This window comes from Nocardioides lacusdianchii (assembly GCF_020102855.1).
Lineage (GTDB): Bacteria > Actinomycetota > Actinomycetes > Propionibacteriales > Nocardioidaceae > Nocardioides > Nocardioides lacusdianchii.
The window spans coordinates 233,707-255,718 of the sequence record NZ_JADHZD010000004.1; the positions used below are offsets into that span (position 1 = coordinate 233,707).

Annotated in this window: 20 protein-coding genes; 13 read left to right on the forward strand and 7 right to left on the reverse strand. The window is 71.9% G+C overall.

Annotated features, from left to right (window positions below):
• Positions 1–7 precede the first annotated feature (7 nt).
• From IRX98_RS07610 to secA, 6 genes are all read left to right on the forward strand, one after another.
• Entirely contained in the window at positions 8–1,741 is a 1,734-nt protein-coding gene (locus IRX98_RS07610; protein ID WP_224275438.1) for an LpqB family beta-propeller domain-containing protein, read from the forward strand.
• Between the two features lie 61 nt (positions 1,742–1,802).
• Positions 1,803–2,528, forward strand: a complete 726-nt coding sequence (locus tag IRX98_RS07615; RefSeq protein ID WP_224275441.1) for a ComF family protein — start codon at positions 1,803–1,805, stop codon at positions 2,526–2,528.
• Positions 2,529–2,893: 365 nt separating this feature from the next.
• A complete protein-coding gene (gene hpf, locus IRX98_RS07620; protein ID WP_224275444.1) occupies positions 2,894–3,526 on the forward strand; it encodes a ribosome hibernation-promoting factor, HPF/YfiA family in 633 nt (210 codons plus the stop codon).
• A 51-nt stretch (positions 3,527–3,577) separates the two neighbouring features.
• Positions 3,578–4,252, forward strand: a complete 675-nt coding sequence (locus IRX98_RS07625; protein WP_224275447.1) for a response regulator — start codon at positions 3,578–3,580, stop codon at positions 4,250–4,252.
• A 5-nt stretch (positions 4,253–4,257) separates the two neighbouring features.
• Positions 4,258–5,487, forward strand: a complete 1,230-nt coding sequence (locus IRX98_RS07630) for a winged helix-turn-helix domain-containing protein (protein ID WP_224275449.1) — start codon at positions 4,258–4,260, stop codon at positions 5,485–5,487.
• Between the two features lie 15 nt (positions 5,488–5,502).
• The gene (secA, locus tag IRX98_RS07635) at positions 5,503–8,343 is read left to right on the forward strand and encodes a preprotein translocase subunit SecA (RefSeq protein ID WP_224275451.1); all 2,841 of its coding nucleotides are present in this window, start codon (positions 5,503–5,505) and stop codon (positions 8,341–8,343) included.
• An 18-nt stretch (positions 8,344–8,361) separates the two neighbouring features.
• Here the strand turns inward: secA and IRX98_RS07640 are convergent, their stop codons facing one another.
• Positions 8,362–8,907: an Rv3235 family protein gene (locus tag IRX98_RS07640; RefSeq protein WP_224275453.1), complete on the reverse strand. Its 546-nt coding sequence runs from the start codon at positions 8,905–8,907 to the stop codon at positions 8,362–8,364.
• The gene (locus tag IRX98_RS07645; RefSeq protein WP_224275455.1) at positions 8,907–9,608 is read right to left on the reverse strand and encodes a LysM peptidoglycan-binding domain-containing protein; all 702 of its coding nucleotides are present in this window, start codon (positions 9,606–9,608) and stop codon (positions 8,907–8,909) included. The genes IRX98_RS07640 and IRX98_RS07645 overlap by 1 nt, the downstream gene beginning before the upstream one ends.
• 101 nt (positions 9,609–9,709) lie before the next feature.
• On the opposite strand from IRX98_RS07645, the gene IRX98_RS07650 reads away from it, so the two are divergent.
• Positions 9,710–10,246, forward strand: coding sequence for a hypothetical protein (locus tag IRX98_RS07650; protein ID WP_224275459.1), 537 nt, complete (start codon positions 9,710–9,712; stop codon positions 10,244–10,246).
• A gap of 15 nt (positions 10,247–10,261) precedes the next feature.
• Here IRX98_RS07650 and IRX98_RS07655 read toward each other — a convergent pair whose 3' ends face one another.
• Genes IRX98_RS07655 through IRX98_RS07670 form a run of 4 tightly spaced genes read right to left on the reverse strand, consistent with a single transcriptional unit; the run spans position 10,262 to position 13,635 of the window.
• Positions 10,262–10,591: a sec-independent translocase gene (locus IRX98_RS07655; protein WP_224275462.1), complete on the reverse strand. Its 330-nt coding sequence runs from the start codon at positions 10,589–10,591 to the stop codon at positions 10,262–10,264.
• Between the two features lie 17 nt (positions 10,592–10,608).
• Positions 10,609–11,769 carry an Mrp/NBP35 family ATP-binding protein gene (locus tag IRX98_RS07660; protein WP_224275465.1) on the reverse strand — a complete coding sequence of 387 codons (1,161 nt, stop codon included), beginning with the start codon at positions 11,767–11,769 and terminating at the stop codon, positions 10,609–10,611.
• A 31-nt stretch (positions 11,770–11,800) separates the two neighbouring features.
• Entirely contained in the window at positions 11,801–12,343 is a 543-nt protein-coding gene (locus tag IRX98_RS07665) for a DUF1003 domain-containing protein (protein WP_224275469.1), read from the reverse strand.
• Complete coding sequence (locus IRX98_RS07670; RefSeq protein WP_224275472.1) at positions 12,340–13,635, reverse strand: magnesium transporter MgtE N-terminal domain-containing protein; 1,296 nt, start codon at positions 13,633–13,635, stop codon at positions 12,340–12,342. The genes IRX98_RS07665 and IRX98_RS07670 overlap by 4 nt, the downstream gene beginning before the upstream one ends.
• A gap of 180 nt (positions 13,636–13,815) precedes the next feature.
• Between IRX98_RS07670 and IRX98_RS07675 the strand changes: the two genes are divergently transcribed.
• The 6 genes from IRX98_RS07675 (at position 13,816) to IRX98_RS07700 (ending at position 21,303) form a co-directional block, all read left to right on the forward strand.
• On the forward strand, positions 13,816–15,696 hold the full coding sequence (locus IRX98_RS07675) for a hypothetical protein (RefSeq protein ID WP_224275476.1): 1,881 nt from the start codon (positions 13,816–13,818) through the stop codon (positions 15,694–15,696).
• Positions 15,697–15,785: 89 nt separating this feature from the next.
• Positions 15,786–16,925, forward strand: a complete 1,140-nt coding sequence (locus IRX98_RS07680) for an endonuclease/exonuclease/phosphatase family protein (protein ID WP_224275479.1) — start codon at positions 15,786–15,788, stop codon at positions 16,923–16,925.
• 29 nt (positions 16,926–16,954) lie between these two features.
• Positions 16,955–18,520, forward strand: coding sequence for a LicD family protein (locus tag IRX98_RS07685; protein ID WP_224275481.1), 1,566 nt, complete (start codon positions 16,955–16,957; stop codon positions 18,518–18,520).
• Between the two features lie 10 nt (positions 18,521–18,530).
• A complete protein-coding gene (locus tag IRX98_RS07690; RefSeq protein WP_224275483.1) occupies positions 18,531–18,743 on the forward strand; it encodes a DUF6752 domain-containing protein in 213 nt (70 codons plus the stop codon).
• Positions 18,740–19,819 carry a hypothetical protein gene (locus IRX98_RS07695; RefSeq protein WP_224275486.1) on the forward strand — a complete coding sequence of 360 codons (1,080 nt, stop codon included), beginning with the start codon at positions 18,740–18,742 and terminating at the stop codon, positions 19,817–19,819. The genes IRX98_RS07690 and IRX98_RS07695 overlap by 4 nt, the downstream gene beginning before the upstream one ends.
• Positions 19,820–19,854: 35 nt before the next feature.
• Positions 19,855–21,303, forward strand: coding sequence for a phospholipase D-like domain-containing protein (locus IRX98_RS07700; RefSeq protein ID WP_224275488.1), 1,449 nt, complete (start codon positions 19,855–19,857; stop codon positions 21,301–21,303).
• Between the two features lie 22 nt (positions 21,304–21,325).
• Here IRX98_RS07700 and IRX98_RS07705 read toward each other — a convergent pair whose 3' ends face one another.
• Complete coding sequence (locus tag IRX98_RS07705) at positions 21,326–21,913, reverse strand: hypothetical protein (RefSeq protein ID WP_224275491.1); 588 nt, start codon at positions 21,911–21,913, stop codon at positions 21,326–21,328.
• Positions 21,914–22,012 lie beyond the last annotated feature (99 nt).

Genomic DNA, 22,012 nt, shown 5'->3' on the forward strand with positions numbered 1-22,012 from the left:
GACCGCCATGAGGAAGGCGGCACGGGGCGGGTGCCTGGTCGCGGCCCTCGCGCTGCTGTCGGGCTGCGTGCAGATGCCGAGCGAGGGCCCGGTCGTCGAGCCCCTGGTCTCCGCGGCCGCCGACGACGTCCCCGGCATCTCCTTCGACCCGAGGCCCCCGCAGGCCGGGGACTCGGCCGCCGACATCGTGGCCGGCTTCCTGGAGGCGATGAAGGCCACGCCCATCAGCCCGACCGTCGCACGCCAGTTCCTCTCCGAGGAGGCCGCTGACTCCTGGGTGCCCGAGCAGCAGATCATCACCTACGCCGAGCTCGGCACGGCCGTGGGCGAGACGTCGGTGCGCATCCCGCTCTCCGAGGTCAACCGCTACGACGCCCGCGGGGCGTGGCAGCGCACGCAGGCCGAGGCCCTGCTCGGGCTCGGGCTGGCGCTCGAGGACGGCGAGTGGCGCATCGAGGAGCTGCCGAACGCCCTGATCGTCCCGGACTCGTGGTTCGACGACGCCTACCAGCGCGTCTCGCTCTACTTCTTCGACCCCACGGCCCAGGTGCTGGTGCCCGAGCCCGTCTTCGTGCCGAGCGGCGACCAGTTCGCCTCCTCGCTCGTGCGGGGGCTCGCGGTGCAGCCCGACGACATCTCGCCCGACGTGGTGCAGACCTACTTCCCGACCGGGAGCGCGGAGGGCCTCGCCGTCCCGATCAGCAGCGCGGGCATCGCCACCGTGGCCCTCGCCGGGGACCCGGACGCCGTGGACGAGGAGACCGCGCAGCGGATGCTGGCCCAGCTCGTGTGGACGTTGCGCCAAGAGCCGCGCATCCGGGCCGTGGAGCTGAGCATCGGTGGACGCGCGCTGGGCGGACCGGGCGGCTCGACGCAGGTGAACCTCGACGTGGGCAGTGCCTACGACCCCAACGGCGTACGCCCCAGCGCCGAGCTGTTCGCGCTCGACCGCGGGCTGCTCGTCTCCGGAGGGATCGGCGCCTTCGAGCCCACCGCCGGACCGCTCGGCACCGTGGACCTCGGCGTGCGCTCCGTCGGGGTGGACCTCACCGGCGCCCGCGCCGCCGCCGTCACCGACGACGGTGCGGACCTGCTGGTCGCGCCGGTCCAGGCGGCGGCGGGGGAGACGACGAGGCCGGTCGTCGGCGCGGTCGACCTCGCCGCGCCGGGCTGGGACCACCGCGACCGCATCTGGCTGCTGGACCGCGGGGCCGGGCGAGCGCGGGTCATCGTGGTCGTCGACGGCTCCGCGAGGGAGGTCGACGTCCCGGGCATCACCGGCCGGCCAGCCAGGTCGCTCCTGGTCTCGCGCGACGGGAGCCGGCTGGTGGCCGTCGTGCGCGGGGCCAAGGCCGACCGCGTGGTCTCGAGCCGGGTCCGCCAGGACGCGGCCGGGACGGTCCTGGGCGCCACCCGGGTCCGCACGCTGCCGCGCCCCACCGAGGGCAGCCCGCGCATCCGGGACATCGGCTGGCGCTCGCCGACCGCGGTCTCGGTCCTCAGCGACATCACCGAGGACCTCTCCGAGGTGCGCACCATCTCCGTCGACGGTGCCCCCGGCGAGGTCGCGAGCGGCGGCACCACCCGCTTGCGCGGACCGACCCGCCAGCTGGTCTCCTCACCGGTCGACGGCAGCGAGGTCTTCGCGCTCGCCGGTCGGGCCGTCACCAGCCTGACCCGCCTCGAGCGCCCGGTCCCCGATCTGGCGCGGGGGCTCACCTCCCTGACCTACGTCGGCTGACCCTCCACAGCCCAGCGCCGACCGGTTGCGGCCCCGGGCCGCGGGCTGCTGGCATGGACGGGTGATCGACGCGGCCCTCGACCTGTTCCTCGGCAGCCGCTGCGTGGGGTGCGACGCGCCGGGACGGATGCTGTGCGAGGGCTGCCGCGGCGCCCTGTCGCGCCGTGCCGCCCCGGCCTGGCCCGCCCCGGTCCCCGACGGACTGGTGGCGCCGTGGGCGACGGAGGTGTACGACGGCGCGGTCCGCGCGCTGGTCGTGGGTCACAAGGACCGCGGCCAGTGGTCGCACCGCCGGGTCCTCGGAGAGCTGCTCGCCACCTCGGTGCGGGCCGCCGCCGCGGACCTGGACCCGGCCGTGCCGCTGGTGCTCGTGCCGGTCCCGTCGCGCCCCGGCGCCGGCCGGCAGCGCGGCTACGAGGCCACCGCAGCCCTGGTCCGCCGGGCCGCGAGGGTGCTGCGCCCGGAGCGGGTGGTCGCGGTCGCCCCGCTGCTCGTGTCGCGCGGAGCCGCCGACCAGGCGGGCCTGGACGCGCGCGGTCGGGCCGACAACGTGGCCGGCTCGATGCGCTGCCCGTCGCCCGCGCTGGCCCGACTCGCCCGGCGCCGCGGCACGGCGTACGTCGTGGTGTGCGACGACGTGCTGACCACCGGCGCCACCGCCCGAGAGGCGCAACGCGCGCTGGAGGCGGTCGGCCTGGCACCCGTCGCGATCGCCGCGGTCGCAGCCACCCGGCGTACTGCCCGACAGGTGGCCCCCACAGTTGGCCCGGGGGCCGCGAGGGGCTAGCGTCTTGTCATGGAGTCCGCCCGGGTCCGTGGTTGCGTCACGGAGAGGGCTGTGCGCTGCACCGTCAGGTGCGTCGGGCGGTCCGTCCCGTGGCAAGCCGATGCCAGTCGCAGGCGAAACGGTCCACGTAAGTCCCTAGGACGATCACGGTGCGGCTTAGAAGTAAGTCCTGCCCCGTCGTCGGCACCAGATGTGCCGGCAGCCGGGAGAAGGCCAGTAGTGGCGGAGAAGCTGCGAACGTCTCAGCAGGCGATTGTGGGGTCGAAGACCAGGTCGGCCGGGCGGACTCCATCCCACCCTGCCCCGGCGGTTGCCGCCGCGGCCCATGGAAGGGTGCGGTCCGCTCGCTAGTTGAGGAGGTTCACATGGAGGTTGTGGTCACGGGACGGCACTGCGAGGTGTCCGACAGGTTCCGCGAGCACGTGTCCGAGAAGCTCAGCCGCCTGGAGAAGCATGATCACCGGATCATGCGGGTCCAGGTGGAGGTGGAGCTCGAGAAGAACCCCCGGCAGCACGACCGCGCCACCAAGGTCGAGCTCACGGCGTTCTCCAAGGGACCTGTGATCCGCGCCGAGGCGGCGGCCGAGGACAAGATGGGCGCGCTCGACCTGGCCCTCGACAAGATGCAGGCGCAGATGCGCCGCGCCGCCGACCGGCGACGGGTGCACAAGGGGCGCAACGACCACGTGTCGGTCGGCGAGGCGCTCGCCGGCATGGCCACCGTGGAGGACACGGAGGCCGCGAACGACGACACGGTCGTCGAGCACAAGGTCGGCCCGATCACCGTGACCGGGGACGGACCGCTGGTGGTGCGCGAGAAGTCGCACCCCGCAGCCCCCATGACGCTCGACCAGGCGCTCTACGAGATGGAGCTGGTCGGGCACGACTTCTACCTCTACGTCGACAAGGAGAGCGAGCGTCCGTCGGTGGTCTACCGACGCCGCGGCTACGACTACGGCGTGATCTCGCTGGACGTCGACGGGCAGGTCGCGGGCTGACCCACGCGCTGCGCCACCGCCCCGGTCACGCGCGCATGACATGATGCGCGCGTGACCGAGGCTCAAGGCAGTGAACCCGTCCGCGTGCTGGTGGTCGACGACCAGGAGCTCTTCCGTCGAGGCCTGATCATGCTGCTCAGCGGCGACAGCGACATCGAGGTCGTGGGGGAGGCCGCCGACGGGGTCACCGCGACCGACCTCGCGGTCACCACCGCCCCGGACGTGATCCTGCTCGACGTCCGCATGCCGCGTCGCACCGGCGTCGAGGCCTGCCGCGCGATCAAGGAGGCCGTGCCCTCGGCCAAGATCATCATGCTGACCGTCTCCGACGAGGAGGCCGACCTCTACGAGTCGGTCAAGAACGGTGCGTCGGGCTACCTGCTCAAGGACTCCTCCATCGAGGAGGTCGCCCAGGCCGTCCGCGTGGTCAACGAGGGGCAGTCGCTCATCAGCCCGTCGATGGCGGTCAAGCTGATCGACGAGTTCAAGCAGATGTCCAAGCCCGAGCGCGAGCAGGGCCCGGCCCTGAAGCTGACCGAGCGCGAGCTCGAGGTGCTGCGACTGGTGGCCAAGGGCCTCAACAACCGCGAGGTCGCCAAGGAGCTCTTCATCTCCGAGAACACGGTGAAGAACCACGTGCGCAACATCCTCGAGAAGCTCCAGCTCCACTCCCGCATGGAGGCCGTCATGTACGCCATGCGCGAGAAGCTCCTCGATCTGCCCTAGGTCCGATGGAGTCGCTGACCCGCCTCCAGGCCCGCCGCGTCGCCCTGGCCGCGCAGGGCTTCACCGACCGGGCCCACGCGACCCCGACCACGCGCACCTTCGACCGCACCCTGCAGCGCACCGGCGTCCTGCAGGTCGACTCGGTCAACGTGCTCCAGCGCGCCCACTACATGCCGCTCTACTCGCGGATGGGCCCCTACGACACCGGGCTGCTCACGCGTGCCGCCGAGCGCCGGCCGCGACGGGTCGTGGAGTACTGGGCGCACGTCCAGGCCCTGATGCCGGTCGACCTGTGGCCGCTGATGCGCCACCGGATGGAGACCTACCGCTCCGAGCGCGGCAAGTGGGGCTTCACCGCCGACGCCGCGCTCGAGCCGCGCGTGCTGGCCGCTGTGCGCGACCGCGGCCCCGTGACCGCGCGCGACCTCGAGGAGGAGTTCAGCACCGGTCCCCGCACCAAGGAGCACTGGGGCTGGAACTGGTCGGAGTCGCGCAAGGTGCTCGACTACCTCTACCTCGTCGGTGACGTCGCGATCGCCGGGCGCACCAGCCAGTTCGAGGTGCTCTACGACCTGCCCGAGCGGGTGCTGCCGGCGGCAGTCCTCGACGCCCCCACGCCCGCGCCGCAGGACGCGGTCACCGAGCTCGTACGCCGTGCCGCACGCTCCCACGGCGTGGCGAGCGCGCAGTGCCTCGCCGACTACTACCGCCTGCGCCTCCAGCCCGCGCCCGGTGCGCCCAGCGTGCGCGTCGCGATCGAGCAGCTCGTGGAGTCCGGCGAGCTGGAGCCCGTGTCGGTCCAGGGGTGGAAGCGGGCGGCGTACCTCCACCGCGACGCCCGCCTGCCGCGGCGCGTGGCCGCCCGGACGCTGCTGAGCCCCTTCGACCCGCTCGTGTGGGAGCGGGCGCGCACCGAGGCGCTGTTCGACTTCTTCTACCGCATCGAGATCTACGTCCCGGCCGCGAAGCGGGTCCACGGCTACTACGTCCTGCCGTTCCTGCTCGGCGACCGCCTGGTGGCGCGCGTCGACCTCAAGGCGGACCGCGCCGCCGGCGTCCTGCGGGTGCCGGGGGCGTACGCCGAGGTGGGAGCGCCTCCGGGGACGGCCGAGGAGCTGGCCGGCGAGCTGCGCCACCTCGCGGGCTGGCTCGGCCTGGACGACGTCGTGGTGGACGGTCGCGGCGACCTCGCGGGCGAGCTGGCGCACGCATTGCACCGCTCGTGGGAGCGGTAGGTACAGTTACCACTCGTGCCTGCCATCATCGACAAGCTCCTCCGTATCGGCGAGGGCAAGATCCTCCGTGAGCTCGAAGCCGTGTCCAAGGCCGTCAACGCCATCGAGGACGACTTCGTCAAGATGACCGACGACGAGCTCCGCGCGATGACCGGGGAGTTCCGCGAGCGGCTCGCCGCCGGCGAGACCCTCGACGACCTCATGCCGGAGGCCTTCGCCACGGTCCGCGAGGCCAGCAAGCGCGTGCTCGGCATGCGGCCCTTCGACGTCCAGGTGATGGGCGCGGCGGCCCTCCACCTCGGCAACATCGCCGAGATGAAGACCGGTGAGGGCAAGACCCTCGTCGCGGTGCTGCCGGCCTACCTCAACGCCCTCGAGGGCAAGGGCGTCCACGTCGTCACGGTCAACGACTACCTCGCGCGGTTCCAGTCCGAGCAGATGGGTCGCGTCCACCACTTCCTCGGCCTGACGACCGGCGTGATCCTGCCGTCGATGCGTCCCGCCGAGCGTCGCGAGGCCTACGCCTGCGACATCACCTACGGCACCAACAACGAGCTCGGCTTCGACTACCTGCGCGACAACATGGCCGACTCGGTCGAGGAGTGCGTCCAGCGCGGCCACAACTTCGCGATCGTCGACGAGGTCGACTCGATCCTCATCGACGAGGCCCGGACCCCGCTCATCATCAGCGGCCCGACCCAGGACGAGGTGAAGTGGTACGCCGAGTTCGCGAAGATCACCCGCAAGCTCGTCAAGGACACCGACTACGAGGTCGACGAGAAGAAGCGCACCATCTCGGTCCTCGAGCCCGGCATCACCAAGGTCGAGGACCACCTCGGCATCGACAACCTCTACGACTCGGTCAACACGCCGCTGATCTCGTTCCTGAACAACTCCATCAAGGCCAAGGAGCTGTTCCGCACCGACAAGGAGTACGTCGTCATGGACGGCGAGGTGCTCATCGTCGACGAGCACACCGGCCGCATCCTGGCCGGGCGCCGCTACAACGACGGCCTGCACCAGGCGATCGAGGCCAAGGAGGGCGTGACCGTCCGCGAGGAGTACCAGACCCTCGCCACGATCACCCTCCAGAACTACTTCCGCCTCTACGACAAGCTCTCCGGCATGACCGGCACGGCCATGACCGAGGCCTCGGAGTTCGACAAGATCTACAGCCTCGGCGTGGTGCCGATCCCGACGAACCGCCCGATGCAGCGCGTCGACAACGTCGACCTCGTCTACCGCACCGAGGAGGCGAAGTACGAGGCCGTCGCCGACGACGTCGCCGAGCGCCACGAGAAGGGCCAGCCGATCCTCATCGGCACGGTCTCGGTCGAGAAGTCCGAGTACCTCTCCAACCTGCTCAAGAAGCGCGGCATCCCGCACACCGTCCTCAACGCCAAGCAGCACGCCGACGAGGCCAAGGTCGTCGCGCTCGCCGGCCACCGCGGCGCGGTCACCGTCGCCACCAACATGGCCGGTCGAGGCACCGACATCATGCTCGGTGGCTCGGTCGACTTCCTCGCCGACCAGGAGCTGCGCAAGCAGGGTCTCGACCCGGTCGAGGACCCCGAGGCGTACGACGCCGCGTGGCCCGCCATGCTCGAGCGCATCAAGACCCAGGTCGCGGCCGAGCACGACGAGGTCCGCGAGCTCGGCGGCCTCTACGTCGTCGGCACCGAGCGCCACGAGTCGCGCCGCATCGACAACCAGCTGCGTGGTCGGTCCGGGCGTCAGGGAGACCCGGGCGAGTCCCGGTTCTACCTCTCGCTCCAGGACGAGATGATGCGGCTGTTCAAGTCCGAGTGGGTCGACCGGATCCTGACGGTCCTCAAGGTCCCCGACGACGTGCCGATCGACGCCAAGCGCGTCAGCAACGCCATCGCCGGCGCCCAGGCCAACATCGAGTCGCAGAACTTCGAGTCGCGCAAGAACGTGCTCAAGTACGACGACGTGATGAGCCGCCAGCGCGAGGTCATCTACGCCGAGCGTCGCCGTGTCCTCGAGGGCGCCGACCTCGGCGAGCAGATCCGCGGCTTCCTCGACGACGTCGTCGCCGGCTACGTCCGCGGCGCGACCGAGGGCTATGCGGAGGAGTGGGACCTCGACGCCCTCTTCACCGCGCTCGGCCAGCTCTACCCGGTCAGCCTGACCAAGGACGGCGTCATCAAGGCCGCCGGCGGCCTGGAGAACATCAGCCGCGAGCAGCTCGTCGAGGACCTCCAGAAGGACGTGCAGGAGGCCTACGACCGCCGCGAGGACGAGATGGGCGAGGAGGTCCAGCGCGAGCTCGAGCGCCGCGTGGTCCTCTCGGTCCTCGACCGCAAGTGGCGCGAGCACCTCTACGAGATGGACTACCTCCGCGAGGGCATCTCGCTGCGTGCCTACGCCCAGCGCGACCCGCTGGTCGAGTACCAGCGCGAGGGCTTCGACATGTTCACCGCCATGATGGACGGCATCAAGGAGGAGTCGGTCGGCTACCTCTTCAACCTCCAGGTGGAGGTCGAGGAGGACGGTGACGACGGCGCCGAGGGTGACGACGAGGTCGTGCCCGCCGCGCCCCAGGTCTCGGCGGCCACGCCGCAGATCGACTTCGCGCAGGCCACCGCCCACGCCTCGGCGCCCACCATCCGGGCCAAGGGCCTGGAGAAGCCGAGCCGGCCGCAGAACCTGTCCTACAGCGCTCCGTCGGAGGACGGCGAGGCCGAGGTGCACGCCGCGCCCGCCGACGAGGACGACGAGTTCGCCGGGATCGGTCGCAACTCGCTGTGCCCCTGCGGCTCGGGCCAGAAGTTCAAGCGGTGCCACGGCGCCCCCGGCGGGGCCTCGGGCCACACCACGCGCGCCGGCGGCTGAGCGACGATCGCCCGGGGCTCAGCCCCAGGCGATCGCCACGCACTGCCAGCGGTCCCGCCTGATCTCGAAGCGGGCGGCGACCGCGCGCGAGCGACGGCCGTAGCGCACGTGCGCGCTGGCCTCGACCGCGTCGTCGCGGATCAGCGCGGTGCGTACGCCGACGACGACCGGCCGCGTCGGGTTGGGCCTGCTGGTCCGCCCCGGCGTGGTGCCGGCCGCCGCGGCGACCGTCCGGGCGCGGGACGTCAGGTCCTCGTAGACCTCGGGCGCGGTGTGCCGGAGCACCTGGCTGACCGGCCGGTCGCCGGAGGCGATCTCCACGAGCGCCTGCAGGTAGCGGCCGACGAAGGCGTCGACGTGGCTGCGCTCGGCGCGGGCGAGCGCGACCACGTCGGAGGCACGGGCGCTGCGCAGGCGCGGGCGTGGGGGAGCGGTGCGCGGGGTGAGGTCCAGCGCCAGGGCGCCCTGCACGCTCGCGGGGGAGCCCGGGACGTGTGCCGCCGCCGGCCGGAGGTGGATGACCTCGGCGTGGACCTCGGCGTGGGTGGTGTCCGGTGTGCTCATCATCGATCTCCGTCCTTCGGTGCCCGCGGCTGGGGCCGGTCGGGGTGGTGGGGTCCGGGCAGGCGGAGCGCCTGGCCGGGGAGGATCAGGTCGGGGTCGTCGCCCACGACGTCGCGGTTGGCCTGCCAGATCGCCTGCCACCGCTCGTGGACGGAGCCGGAGGTGCCGGGCCCGGGGTGGGAGTCGGCGATCGACCACAGGGAGTCGCCGGGGCGCACGACGTAGGTCTGCGAGACGGCGGTGGGAGCAGGACGCGCGACTGGCCGCACCTCGGGCTGCCGGGGCGCCACGGAAGCAGGTGCCACGGCACGGTCAGGCATCGGGAGCCCGGCGAGCAGCGTGGCGCCGTTGGCGTCGCCGTCGGCCGCCAGCGCGGGGGTGCCGCTGCCGGCCACGACAGCAACGCCGCAGGCCAGCAGCACCAGTCGCCGAGTGGCGCCGTGCGGAGCAGCGGGACGCCCGGAGCCGACGAGGACGCCGGCGACCGTGGCCGTGGTGATCGCCCACAGCCAGGCGAGCGACACCGCGAGCCCGGTCGCGCACGCCGCGACCAGCAGGTCGACCTCGGCGCCGGGACGTCCGGCCCGGTCGGCCACGGCCTGCCAGGCGCCCGGAAGTGCCGCGGCCGAGGCGAGCGCCACGACGCTCACCGCCAGCCAGACGGCGACCGGTCGTGCGGCGCGAGCTGTCCCCCGAGACATCGCGAACCTTTCGTTTGCGTGCGTTTGCATCATTCAACGAAGGTTTGGCCGGCTTGTCAAAGGTTTCTCCACAGCCGTCCGCGACGGCCTAGGCTTGGGAAATGTCCTGGGAGCACGACCTCTTCGCCCTGTTCGACGACCTCGAGGGACAGGCCGCCGCTGCCTGGGAGGCCGACCGGGAGGCCGAGCTCGCCGATCGGGCCCGCACCGAGTACGGAGGCGTCACTCTCGCCAGCCGGCTCATGGCCTCCCGCGGCCAGGACGTGGCGCTCGACCTGCCGCACGTCGGTCGCCTCGAGGGTCGACTGGCCCGGGTGGGGGAGGAGTGGTGCCTGCTCGGCGCGACACGGCAGGACTGGATCGTCCCGCTCCGCGCGGTGGCCGCGGTGCACGGGGCCAGCGGGCGCTCGGTGCCCGAGGTGGCGTGGTCGCCGATCGACCGGCTGGGACTGCGGGCGGCGCTGCGCCGCCTTGCCGATGCGGGGGCGCGGTGCCTCCTGCACCTGGCCGACGGCACCCGCCACGAGGCATACGTCCACCGCGTCGGCGCCGACTTCCTGGAGGCCCGCAACAGCGCGGGCAGCGAGCTGCTGGTGCCGTACGCCGGCCTGGTCGCCGTGCAGAGCCGCGAGGACTAGCTGCTCAGGCGGGGATCAGGTCGCCTCGACGTCGTAGGGCGGGACCTGTCCCTGGGGCAGCGAGTCCTTGGCCTTCTCCTTCGCGGCCTCGCGGTCGACCTCGGCCATCGCCTCGGTCAGGTGCTTGCGCACGATCGAGCGCGGGTCGAGGTCGCGCAGCTGGAGGTCGGAGTACTCCGGTCCGAGCTCGTTGCGCAGCTCGTCGCGCGCGTTGTGGGCCAGCCCGCGGGCGCGGTGCAGCAGCTGGGCGGCCTGCCGGGCCAGGTCGGGCAGGCGGTCGGGACCCAGCGCGACGACCGCCACCAGGGCGATCACGGCCAGCTCGAGGAGCCCCACGTCGAACATGGGTCAGAACCTACTGGTCAGAACCTGTTGGAGGGGGTCAGTCCGAGCTGCAGGCCCGCGAGTCCTCGACCGCGACCCGACAGCGTCGTGGCGACCTTGGTGAGCTCCCGCGCCGCAGGGGCCGTGGGGTCGGCCTCCACGATGGGCTTGCCGACGTCGCCGCCCTCGCGCAGGGAGATGTCCAGCGGGATCCGCGCCAGCACCGGCACGTCGTAGCCGAAGCGCTCCGACAGCGTCGCCGCGACCCGGTCACCGCCGCCGCTGCCGAACACCTCGAGGCGGTGGTCGTCCTCGGCCGGGCAGTGCGGGCAGGGGAGGTAGCTCATGTTCTCCACGACGCCGACGACGCGCTGGTGCATCATCGAGGCCATCGTGCCGGCGCGCTCGGCGACCTCCGCGGCCGCCTCCTGCGGCGTCGTCACGACGACGACCTCGGCGCTCGGCAGGTGCTGGCCCAGCGAGATCGCCACGTCGCCGGTGCCCGGGGGCAGGTCGAGCAGGAGGGCGTCGAGGTCGCCCCAGTAGACGTCGGCGAGCATCTGCACGAGCGCCCGGTCGAGCATCGGTCCGCGCCAGGCGACGACCTGGTCGCGGCGCGGCTTGAGCATGCCGATCGAGATGACCGAGACGCCGCTGGGCGTGGGGACCGGCATGATCAGGTCGTCGACCTGGGTCGGGCGGGCGTCGGCGATGCCCAGCATCGCGGGCACCGAGTGGCCGTAGATGTCGGCGTCGACGATGCCGACGCGCAGGCCCTGCGCGGCGAGCGCGAGGGCGAGGTTGACCGTGACGGACGACTTGCCGACACCGCCCTTGCCGCTGGCGATGGCGTAGACCTTGGTGAGCGAGCCGGCCTGGGCGAAGGGGATCTCGCGCTGGGCGCGGCCGTCGCTGAGGATCTCCTTGAGCCCGGCGCGCTGCTCGGCGGTCATCACGCCGAGCGTGAGCTCCACCGAGGTGACCCCGGGGACGCCCGAGACGGCCGCGGTGACGTCGCGGTTGATGGTGTCCTTGAGCGGGCACCCGGCCACGGTGAGCAGCACGTGCACCGCCACGGAGCCGTCCTCGGCGACCTCGACGGTGTCCACCATCCCCAGGTCGGTGATCGGCCGCTTGATCTCCGGGTCGTTGACGGTCGCCAGTGCGTCCATCACCTGCTGCTGCGTGGGGGTGCTCATGATGCCGAAGTCTACGAGCCGCCCCGCGACCTCACTGTCCCGGCCGCTGCACGCGGTCCGGAGGGGCCTGTGCGTTGTCCTCCGGGCCGCGGGTCGAGAGGTCCTCGATGTCGCCCAGCAGGCCGCGGAGCTCGGAGCGGAGGAAGTCGCGGGTGGCCACCTCGCCGACCGCCATCCGCAGCGAGGCGACCTCGCGGGCGAGGAACTCCATGTCCGCGTGGGCGCGGGCGTTGGCCTGCCGGTCCTGCTCGGCGACGACCTTGTCGCGCTGCTCCTGGCGGTTCTGCGCGAGCAGGATCAGGGGCGCGGCGTACGACGCCTGCAGGCTGAGCATGAGGGTGAGGAAGATGAAGGGGAACTCGTCGAAGCGCAGGTCGGCCGGCGCCAGGGTGTTCCACGCCATCCAGACGATGACGAAGAGCGTCATGTACATCAGGAACTTCGCGGTCCCCATGAAGCGAGCGAACTGCTCGGCGAAGGAGCCGAAGGCGTCGGAGTCGTAGGAGGGGCGGCGCACGAGGTGGCGACGGACGTCGCGCGGGGTGTCCAGCCGGGTGCGGCGGTTGTCGCTCATCGCCCACCACCTCCGCTGCCCGGGCCGGCGATCGGACCCGGTCGCGGGGCGCGGTCGCGCCAGCCCTCGGGGAGCATGTGGTCGAGCAGGTCGTCGACGGTGACCGCGCCGATGAGGCGGCCCTCGTCGTCCACGACGGGCGCGGCGACGAGGTTGTAGGTCGCGAGGTGGGCGGCCACCTCGTCCATCGAGGCGTCGGCGCGCAGCGGGTCCATGGAGTCGTCGAGGGCGGCGGCCACCAGCGTCGACGGGGGCTCGCGCAGCAGGCGCTGGATGTGGGCGGCCCCGAGCAGGCGGCCGGTGGGGGTCTCGAGCGGCTGGCGGCAGATGTAGACGAGCGCCGCGAGCGACGGGGTCAGCTCCGGGTTGCGCACGTGGGCGAGCGCGTCGGCGATGGTGGCGTCGGGGGAGAGGATCACCGGCTCGGGCGTCATCATCGCGCCGGCGGTGTTGTCGGCGTACGACATCAGGCGCCGCACGTCCTCGGCCTCGTCGGGCTCCATCAGCCCGAGCAGGGTGGCCGCTGTCTCCGGGTTGAGGTCGGCGATCAAGTCTGCGGCGTCGTCGGCCGACATCTCCTCGAGGACGTCGGCGGCGCGCTCGGAGTCGAGGTGCTCGAGGATCTCGACCTGGTCCTCCTCCGGCAGCTCCTCCAGCACGTCGGCCAGGCGCTCGTCGTCCAGGGCCGCCACGACGGCCGTACGCCGCTCCCGGGGCAGGTCGTGGATCATGTTGGCCGCATCGGCGGGGCGCATGTCGTTGAGCGCGGCGATCAGGTGCGTCGCGCCCTGCGCGGGCTCGTGGCGGGTGAGGCCGGTGACGTCGCGCCACTCCGCGACGTGGGTCTGCCCGCGCCGGCGGAAGCCCTTGCTGGGCTCCTGCACGGCCACGCGCGAGAGCACCCAGTCGCGGTTGCGGGCCTGCTCCATCGCCACGTCGAAGACCACGCCGGTGACGCCGGCCCCGCCCGAGGGGTCCTTGATGGTCACGGTCCGGTCGAGCATCTGACCCATCACGAGCGTCTCGGTCGAGCGCTGCTCGAACCGGCGCATGTTGAGCAGCCCGGTGGTGTGCACCTGGCCGCTGTCGATGGCGGTGATGCGGGTCATCGGGACGAAGATCCGGCGGCGGCCGAACACCTCGGCGACCATGCCGAGGACACGCGGCTGGCTCGTCTCGGTGCGGAGCGCGACGACCAGGTCGCGCACCTTGGCCACCTGGTCGCCCTGGGGGTCGAAGATCGGCAGCCCGACGAGCCGGGCCACGAAGACGCGGGTCGGGGTGGTGCTCACGTCCGCAACCGTAGCGTGCGGGGTGCTCGCGGAGTCAGGGCCACACCCGGGGGCAGGTGTTACCCTTTGATCGCTTTAGTCACTTCTGTCACATCGATCGGGGCCGGTCTGACGCGGTCAGTGGCCTGGTCGGTGACACCTCGACGACGCCACTTCCCCGACGACTGTGAGGCTCCCAGCATGTTCGGCACGACCGCTCCCCAGCGCACCACGCGCCCCGTACGACGCCTCTGCGCCGTCGCGCTGACGCTGGCCTCCGGCCTCCTCCTCAGCCCGTCGGCGCCCGCCTCGGCGGCGGCCGTGGCCGACGAGGCGGTGCAGACGACGCCCGCCACCTCCTTCCGCGTCGGCAACTTCAACATCCTGGGCGCCGACCACACCGCGCCGGGCGGCAAGCGCAAGGGCTGGGACTCGGGTGTCGTGCGCATGGACCGCGTGGTGAGCATCCTGCGCGACCGCGACCTCGACGTGGTCGGCTTCCAGGAGTTCCAGCCGCCGCAGGCTGCCCGCTTCGCCGAGCTCATGGGCGCCTCCTGGCAGACCTACCCGGGGCTGAACAACCCCGCTGGACCCTCGGTGAACTCGATCGGATGGGACGCCTCGGTCTGGCAGCTCCTCGAGGCGCGGACGCTGCCGATCCCCTACTTCGACGGCGTGCCGAGCCGGATGCCGGCGGTGCTGCTGCAGAACCAGGACACCGGTCGCCGGGTGTGGTTCTTCAACACCCACAACCCCGCCGACGTGCGCGGACCCGCCCAGCAGTGGCGTGACGCGGGCTTCGCCATGGAGGTCGCGCTGGCCAACGAGCTGCGCGCGGCCTACCCAGGGGTGCCGTTCATATCCCTCGGCGACAAGAACGAGCGTGGCAGCGGCTACTACTGCGCCGTCGCGCCTGCGGCAGACCTCTGGTCCGCGAGCGGCGGCTTCGTCGACGGCTCGACCTGCTCGGCGCCGACGGGCGGGGCGATCGACTGGATCATGGGATCCAAGGACGTCTTCTTCAACGGCTACACCCGCTTCACGAACGACTTCGTCGCCCGCACCAGCGACCACCCCCTCTACTACGCCAACGCCGTCGTCCCGGCCTCCGCGCCTCCCGTCATCGATCACGTTGTCGTCGTCGCGGTCCCGGGCCTGACCTCGACGGTCGTCAACGGTTACGGTGCCGACCTCGCCGAGGTCGGTCGCCTGACCGAGAACGGCGCCTTGACCACCAACGCGCGCACCGTCGTGGAGAACACCGGACCGGACGCCAACCTGGTCTCGCTGCTGAGCGGTCGCCGGGTCTTCCCGAAGGGTGGGGGCCACGGCGTCGGCAAGGGGAAGTCCCTGCCCTCGACCGTGCACGCCTCGGCCGGGCAGTACGTCTCCAGCATCTTCGACCTCTCGCACAACACCTCGCACCGCACCACGTTCCTCGCCTCCCGCCCACAGGCCGAGCTGGTACGCCGGAGCTGGAACCGGCAGTCGGGGGGCAAGGACCCCTACGGCAAGGACGACGGCACCGCCAAGATCGACTCCTTCAAGGTGACGAGCGACGACGCAAAGGCGGTCGGCTGGTGGCGCGAGAAGATCGCGCGCCGGGCCAGCCAGCTCAGCGTCATCGAGCTCTCGGGCGTCATGAAGGCCGGACAGGCCGACGGCTACACTGGCCCGGCCTACCAGAAGGCGGTGCGCAAGACGTTCCAGCGCATCGCGGCCATCCGGCGCGGCATCGAGAAGCAGTCGGCGATGAACGGCACCACGCTCTTCGTCGTCACCGGCACCGGCGGCGCGCAGCGCACCAAGGGCTCCTCGGCCACGTGGGCGCAGAGCTATCGGGTGCCGATGTGGGTCTCCGGCCCCGGCGTGGCGCCGGGCAGTGACCTCTACGCCCTCAACCCGGCGCTCACCTCGCCCGGCAAGCAGCAGCCGGCCTACTCCGGGACCCAGCCGGTCCGGGTCGGTGACGTCGCCAACCTGGTGACCCGCTCGCTCGGCCTGCCGCCGGTTCCGGGATCGACGATGGACCCCTACCAGCTGTTCTCCGCCTTCGACCCGTTGGCGGTGCCGGGGTCCTGATCGTCGGTTAGGCTGGCCTCACGAGCCGGTCCCGCCCTGCGTCGAGGTCTGCCGCGAACCTCCGGCTCCCGTTCTCGCAGAAGGTGGCCGTGAAGCACAAGGATCCCTCACTGAGCGAGCCCGGCCCTTCCCGGCCGCGCGCGCAGGTGTGGGCACCCGTGCTGGTGCTCCTGCTCGTCCCCGTCGTCGTGTGGGCCTCGTTCTTCTCCGGCCCGGGGCCGGTCGGCCCTTCGGCCGACCCGGCGAGCTCGGAGACCTCGGACGCCTCCGGCAGCGGGTCCGCCGAGCCGGCGACGGGCGAGGACAGCGGCCGTTCCGGTGACGGTGACGGGGACGGGGACGGGGACCAGGCGGAGCCCGGCTCCGCCGACGGCGCCTCGGCCGAGGCGGCGCTCAACCGGTCCGTCAGGCGCTTTCGCGCAGCCCAGCGGCGCCTGGCCAAGCGCGTCTCGAAGCAGCTGGAGGCGCGCACCCAGCCCGTCTCCTTCCGGGTCGCGAGCTTCAACGTCCTCGGCGACTCGCACACCGGCCCGGGGGGCAACAAGCCCGCCTCCTACCCCGACGCCGGCCCACGCATGGACATGGCGATCTCGATGCTGCGCAGCAACGGCATCGACGTCGTGGGGTTCCAGGAGTTCGAGTCCACCCAGCACAACATGTTCGCCGCCCGCGCGGGTGAGTACTCGCTCTACCCGGGGCTCTCGCTCGGCACGAAGTCCGTGCGCTTCAACATCGCCTGGCGCTCCAGCATGTTCCGCCTCGTCGAGGCGCACACGCTGCCGATCCCGTACGCCGGCGGCAGCCGCATCGAGATGCCGGTCGTGCTGCTGGAGTCGACCACCACGGGCCGCCGCGCCTGGTTCGCCAACTTCCACAACCCGGCCGACACCCCCCGTCTGGGCAACAACGCCCGTTGGCGTGCCGAGGCGGCGGGCATGGAGATTGCCCACCTGACGGCGCTGCACGCCGAGGACGGCACCCCCGTCATCGTCACCGGCGACTTCAACGAGCGCGCGGAGATCTTCTGCCGCTTCACCGCCGGAGGGGTGTTCTCGTCTGCCTCCGGCGGCAGCACGGGTGCCGCCTGCGCGCCGCCGACGAGCATGCAGGTCGACTGGGTCTTCGGCTCCACCGGCGTTGCGTTCGACGGTTACGCCGCTACCGACAGCGGGCGCGCGTCCGACCACGCGCTGGTCCACGCTCAGGCCACGCTGACCGAGGGCCCATGACCGGTCGCGGCCTCGATATACTCCGCCGCGTGAAGTCACTGGGCCAGCTGCGGCGTGCCGGCGCGCTGGACGTGCACCGCATCGACGAGGAGGGGTTGCTCCTCGCGAACCCCTGCGAGCAGCTGCTCGACGTCGCCTTCGACGGCCGGCGGATCTGGTCCTTCTGGTTGCACCGCGACGGCGAGCCCCACGACGAGGGCCACCTCGTGCGGTGGCCCAAGCCGCTGCGGCCCTACATCGACGGCACCACCGACCTCACCCTCACCGATCCCGGCAGCGGGGCGGTGCTCCACGCCGCCACCGTCCACCTCGGCGAGAAGCAGGAGCGCATCGAGGTCGTCAACCCGGCCGGGCGCCCGCTGGCCCTCGACAAGTCGCTCAAGCTGGTCGAGACGTTCGACCTGCGCGACGCCGCCCACGTCGAGCCGCTGCTCGACGCCATCGAGGAGGTGCTCGGTGCCCTGCGCGAGGCGGGGCTCGACGCCTTCCTGGCCTACGGCACCGCCCTGGGCGCGATCCGCGACGGTGGGCTCATCGGCCACGACAGCGACGCCGACCTCGGCTACGTCAGCACCTACGACCACCCGGTCGACGTCATCCGCGAGTCCTTCCGGATCCAGCGTGCGCTCACCGACATGGGCTACCGCGTCACGCGCTACAGCGCCATCGCGCTCAAGGTGCACGTGCGCGAGAGCGACGGGCTCGACCGCGGCCTGGACGTCTTCGGCGGCTTCATGCGCGACGGCACCCTCTACCTCATGGGGGAGATCGCCGTGCCGTTCCGGCGCGACTGGATCTACCCCCTCGGCACCGCCTCGCTGGAGGGCCGCGAGTTCCCGGTCCCGGCCAACACCGACAAGTTCCTCACCGCGACCTACGGACCGAGCTGGCGGGTGCCGGACCCGGCCTACAAGTTCACCACCCCGGCCAGCACGATCGAGCTCTTCAACGGCTGGTTCCGCGGGATGCGCACCGGCCGTGCCGGGTGGCACGGCTACCACAAGCGCACCATCCACCAGCAGGTGTCGGTCTCCGCCGTCGCGAGGGAGGTCGTCGAGCGCCACCCCGACCTGGCGACGTACGTCGACATCGGCTGCGGCCGCGGCGCGGACGTGGCGTTCTTCGCCGACCGCGGCACCCGCGCCATCGGCCTGGACTTCCAGCCCTTCGCCTACGAGGCCGAGGCGCAGCGGCGCGCCGACGACCCGCGGGTGAGCTTCCAGCTGTTCAACCTGCTCGAGCTGCGCCACGTCCTCGCGGTGTCGGCGTGGGTCGCGCGGACCCCGGGTCCGCGTGCCGTGGGCTGCGTCCACGTCATCGAGCGCCTCGGGCACCGCGGCCGGCTCAACATGCTCCGCTCGGCGCGGATGATGGTCGCCGGCACCACTGAGGCGCTGCACCTGCAGTTCCTCAGCGACAAGGGCCGCGACGGCTACGCTCGGCGCACGGGCGCGCGCAAGCCCCTCGACCCGGCGGTCGTGGCCGCCGAGGTCGCCGAGTCGGGCGGCCGGATCCTCCACGAGGTGCGTGAGCGCGTCTCGGCGGACTCCGGCAGCTCGCAGGTGTGCCGCATGATCATCGACTGGAACGTGTGAGGGAGCAGGGATGTTCGGACTGAAGAACCGGCAGGGAGCCCAGGGAGGCGACCTCGAGCGACGCGTCGCCGCCCTCGAGGAGGCCGTGCAGGAGAACCGGGCCCTCAACGTGCGCCTCGCCGAGCTCACCGACGTCGTCTCCGAGCTCCTCCTCCCGGTCGCCGCCCGCGACGAGAAGAGGCTGGAGGAGCTGCTCGGGAAGTACCGCGGGGACTTCTCTTGAGCCCAGGCCGGGGCGCCGGCCGTCCGCGCCGGGTCTTCCTCCACATCGGCCTGCCGAAGACCGGGACGACCTACCTCCAGCAGGTCGTCTGGGCCAACCGCGACCGGCTGCGGTCCGACGGCCTCCTCGTCCCCGGCTTCGGGCACCGCGAGCACCTCTGGGCCGCCCTCGACCTGCAGGAGCGCCCGCGACTGGCCAAGCGGCACAAGAACGCGCCCGGCGCCTGGCAGCGGCTCGTCGACGAGGCCGCGTCGTACGACGGTGACGTGCTGCTGACCCACGAGTTCCTCTGCGGGGCCAGCGCCGAGCAGGCCTCGCGCGCCGTCGCGGCCTTCCCCGACGCCGAGGTCCACGTCGTCGTCACCGCCCGCGACGCCGCCAGCGTGGTCTCGGCCGGGTGGCAGGAGTCGGTGAAGAACGGCAGCAGCGTCGGCCTCGACGACGTGATGGCCGGGCGGCCCGCCGGGGGTCCCGAGTTCAGCATGCGCACCTGGGACCTCGCCGGGGTCCTCGAGCGCTGGACCCCGGACCTCCCGGGGGAGCGGGTCCACGTGCTGATGATGCCGGGCCGTGGTCAGGCCCCCGACCTGCACTGGCGCCACTTCGCCCAGGTGCTGGGCGTGGACCCCGACGCCTACGACGTACCGACCGAGTCGGTGAACCCGGCCCTGGGCATCGTGCAGATCGAGACGCTGCGCCTGGTCAACCAGCACCTGCCGGCGTACTCCGCCCACGACCGCGGCGTGTGGATCCGCGGCTACCTGGCCGAGGACCTGCTGGCGCGGCAGCCGCGTGAGCGCGGCGGGTTGCCCGAGCACCACCGTGCCCGGTTCGACGAGCTGGACCGCTCCGCGGCCGAGCTGATCACCGCGCGGGGCTTCGACGTGCTCGGGGACCTCTCCTCCCTGGGAGTGGGGGAGCCTGCCGCCGGGGCCGGGAAGGGTGCCGGTCGCGAGCCCGGGACCGTCACGGCCGACGAGCTGCTCGAATCGGCCGCCCGCCTGGTCGCTGATATCGTGGCCGACGTCCGCGCGAGCACGGGTGACGTGCCGCCGCGGTCCCGGGGGAATCACTGACCCGGGTGCCATGGGGCACCCCGAGGGAGTTGTACGTGCGTTCGAAGCTCATTGCCCTGCTGGCCACCTGTGGCCTCGCCGCCTCGCTGATGGCGCCTGCCGTCGTGGGCACCTCGTCCGCGGGCGCCGCGGCGCCGGGCGGCAGCGTGTCCGCCACGGACCTCCGGACGGCGCCCCTCGCGGCTCGCAAGCCCGGCAAGCCCAACAAGCGCTGGAAGGTGCCGATCGGGCCGAAGTTCAACAACCCGATGGTGCCCAAGGACCGCTTCGTCATCGAGCGTCACCTGCTCCGGGCCATCCGCAACACGCCCAAGGGCGAGAAGATCATCATCTCGGCCTACTCCCTCGACCGCCAGGTCGTCGCCGACGAGCTCATCCGCGCCCACAAGCGCGGCGTCAAGGTGCAGGTCCTCCTCAACGACCACCTGGTCCCCGGCGCGCAGGTGCGCATCCAGAAGGTGCTGGGCAACAACACCAGGAAGAAGAGCTTCCTCAAGCGCTGCGTCTCCGGCTGCCGCGCCGACAACAACGAGTACAACAACCTGCACAGCAAGTTCTACCTGTTCTCGCGCACCGGCCGGAACCGCAACGTCGTCATGCTGGGCTCCTACAACATGACCCTCAACGCCGTGCGCTGGCAGTGGAACGACCTGTGGACCTCGGTCGGCAAGCGCACCCTCTACGACCAGTTCGAGGCGCTCTTCAACGACATGCGCCCCGACTGGGACAAGCGCCGGCCGTCCTACGGCTTCTGCTCCGCCGGGCGTGTGTGCCCCGCCGGCGACATGGAGAAGTACTTCAACATCGTCTTCCCGCGCTACACCACGCAGAAGACCGATGTCGTCATGGGCATCCTCAACAACATCCAGTGCACCTACACCGACGCCGCCGGCGCGCCGCGCCGCACCCAGCTGGCGCTGTCGATGCACACGATGCGCGGCAACCGCGGCAACTACATCGCCGACAAGCTCCGCGAGCTCCACGCGCAGGGATGCAACCTGCGGGTGAACTACGGCCTGATGGGCTTCCACACCAAGCAGCAGATCGGTGCGCCGACTGCGCGGGGCCGCGTGCCCCTGCGCTCCACCGGCTTCAACCTGCGCGACGACGTGCCCACCGGTGATCCCGAGATCGACAACATGCCGGAGAGCATCGAGCGCTACACCCACCACAAGTACTTCGTGCTGAAGGGCTCCTACAAGGGCGTCCCCGACTCGCACATCGTCTGGACCGGGTCGACCAACTGGTCGAGCCTGGGCACCCCGCAGGACGAGATCATGTTCTCGATGCACGGCCGTGGCCTGGTCCGCGACTACATGGCGAACTTCAACCTGATGTGGGAGAAGCCCTACAGCCGCGACGCCTACACCACGACGTACTCGTCGTGGCGGATGGTCAACGGTCGCCGGGTCGGCATGAACCCGATGGTGACCGTCGAGCCCGACCGCCTGCGCGGCGGCGGCCCGACGTGGGAGAACGACTGACGCAGGAGGTCGGACCGGGAGGTCAGCCCTCCTGGTCGACCGCGTCCTCGGCGGGCAGCAGCGACTCCGCCAGGCTCCGGACGGTCTCCACGTCCGGGCCCTGGAGGACCACGGTGCTGCCCTTGAGGTCGTACGCCAGCACGCTGGCGCCGTCGTGGTCCCACGCCGACCAGGTGCCGGTGCCCCAGTCGGTGAGGTCGACCCCCTCGGCCTCGGTGACGTCGGCCTCGGCCAGGGCGTCGGCGCTGGTGCCGGGGAGCTGGTCGAGCACCACGTCGCCGGTGGGGGCGGTGAACTCCATGCGCCACCACTGCGGGTCGGGGCTGTAGCCGCCGCCGACGGTGGTCCAGCCCTCGGGGAGGACGGTCGGGACCATGGTGATGAGCTCGTCGTCGACCGCGCGCAGGGCGGCGTCCTTGTAGGTCGGGCTGATGGTCGGCTCGCTGCCGAAGTCGACCGGCTCGACCGGCTCCGCCGTGGCGGTGGGCTCCGGGCTGGCGCTGGTCGCAGCGGGGTCGTCGGCGGACTGGCTGGTCCCCTCACCGCAGGCGCCGGCCAGCAGCACGAGCGAGAAGGCGAGGACGGGTGCGGTCGTACGAGTCGGTCGCATGGAGCGATTCTCTCACGCACGGGCATGTGACATCAGTCTCCGGCGCAGCCCCTGCCCAGGTGAACGACTCGTAACTAGACTCCCGAACGTTCCGCCCCG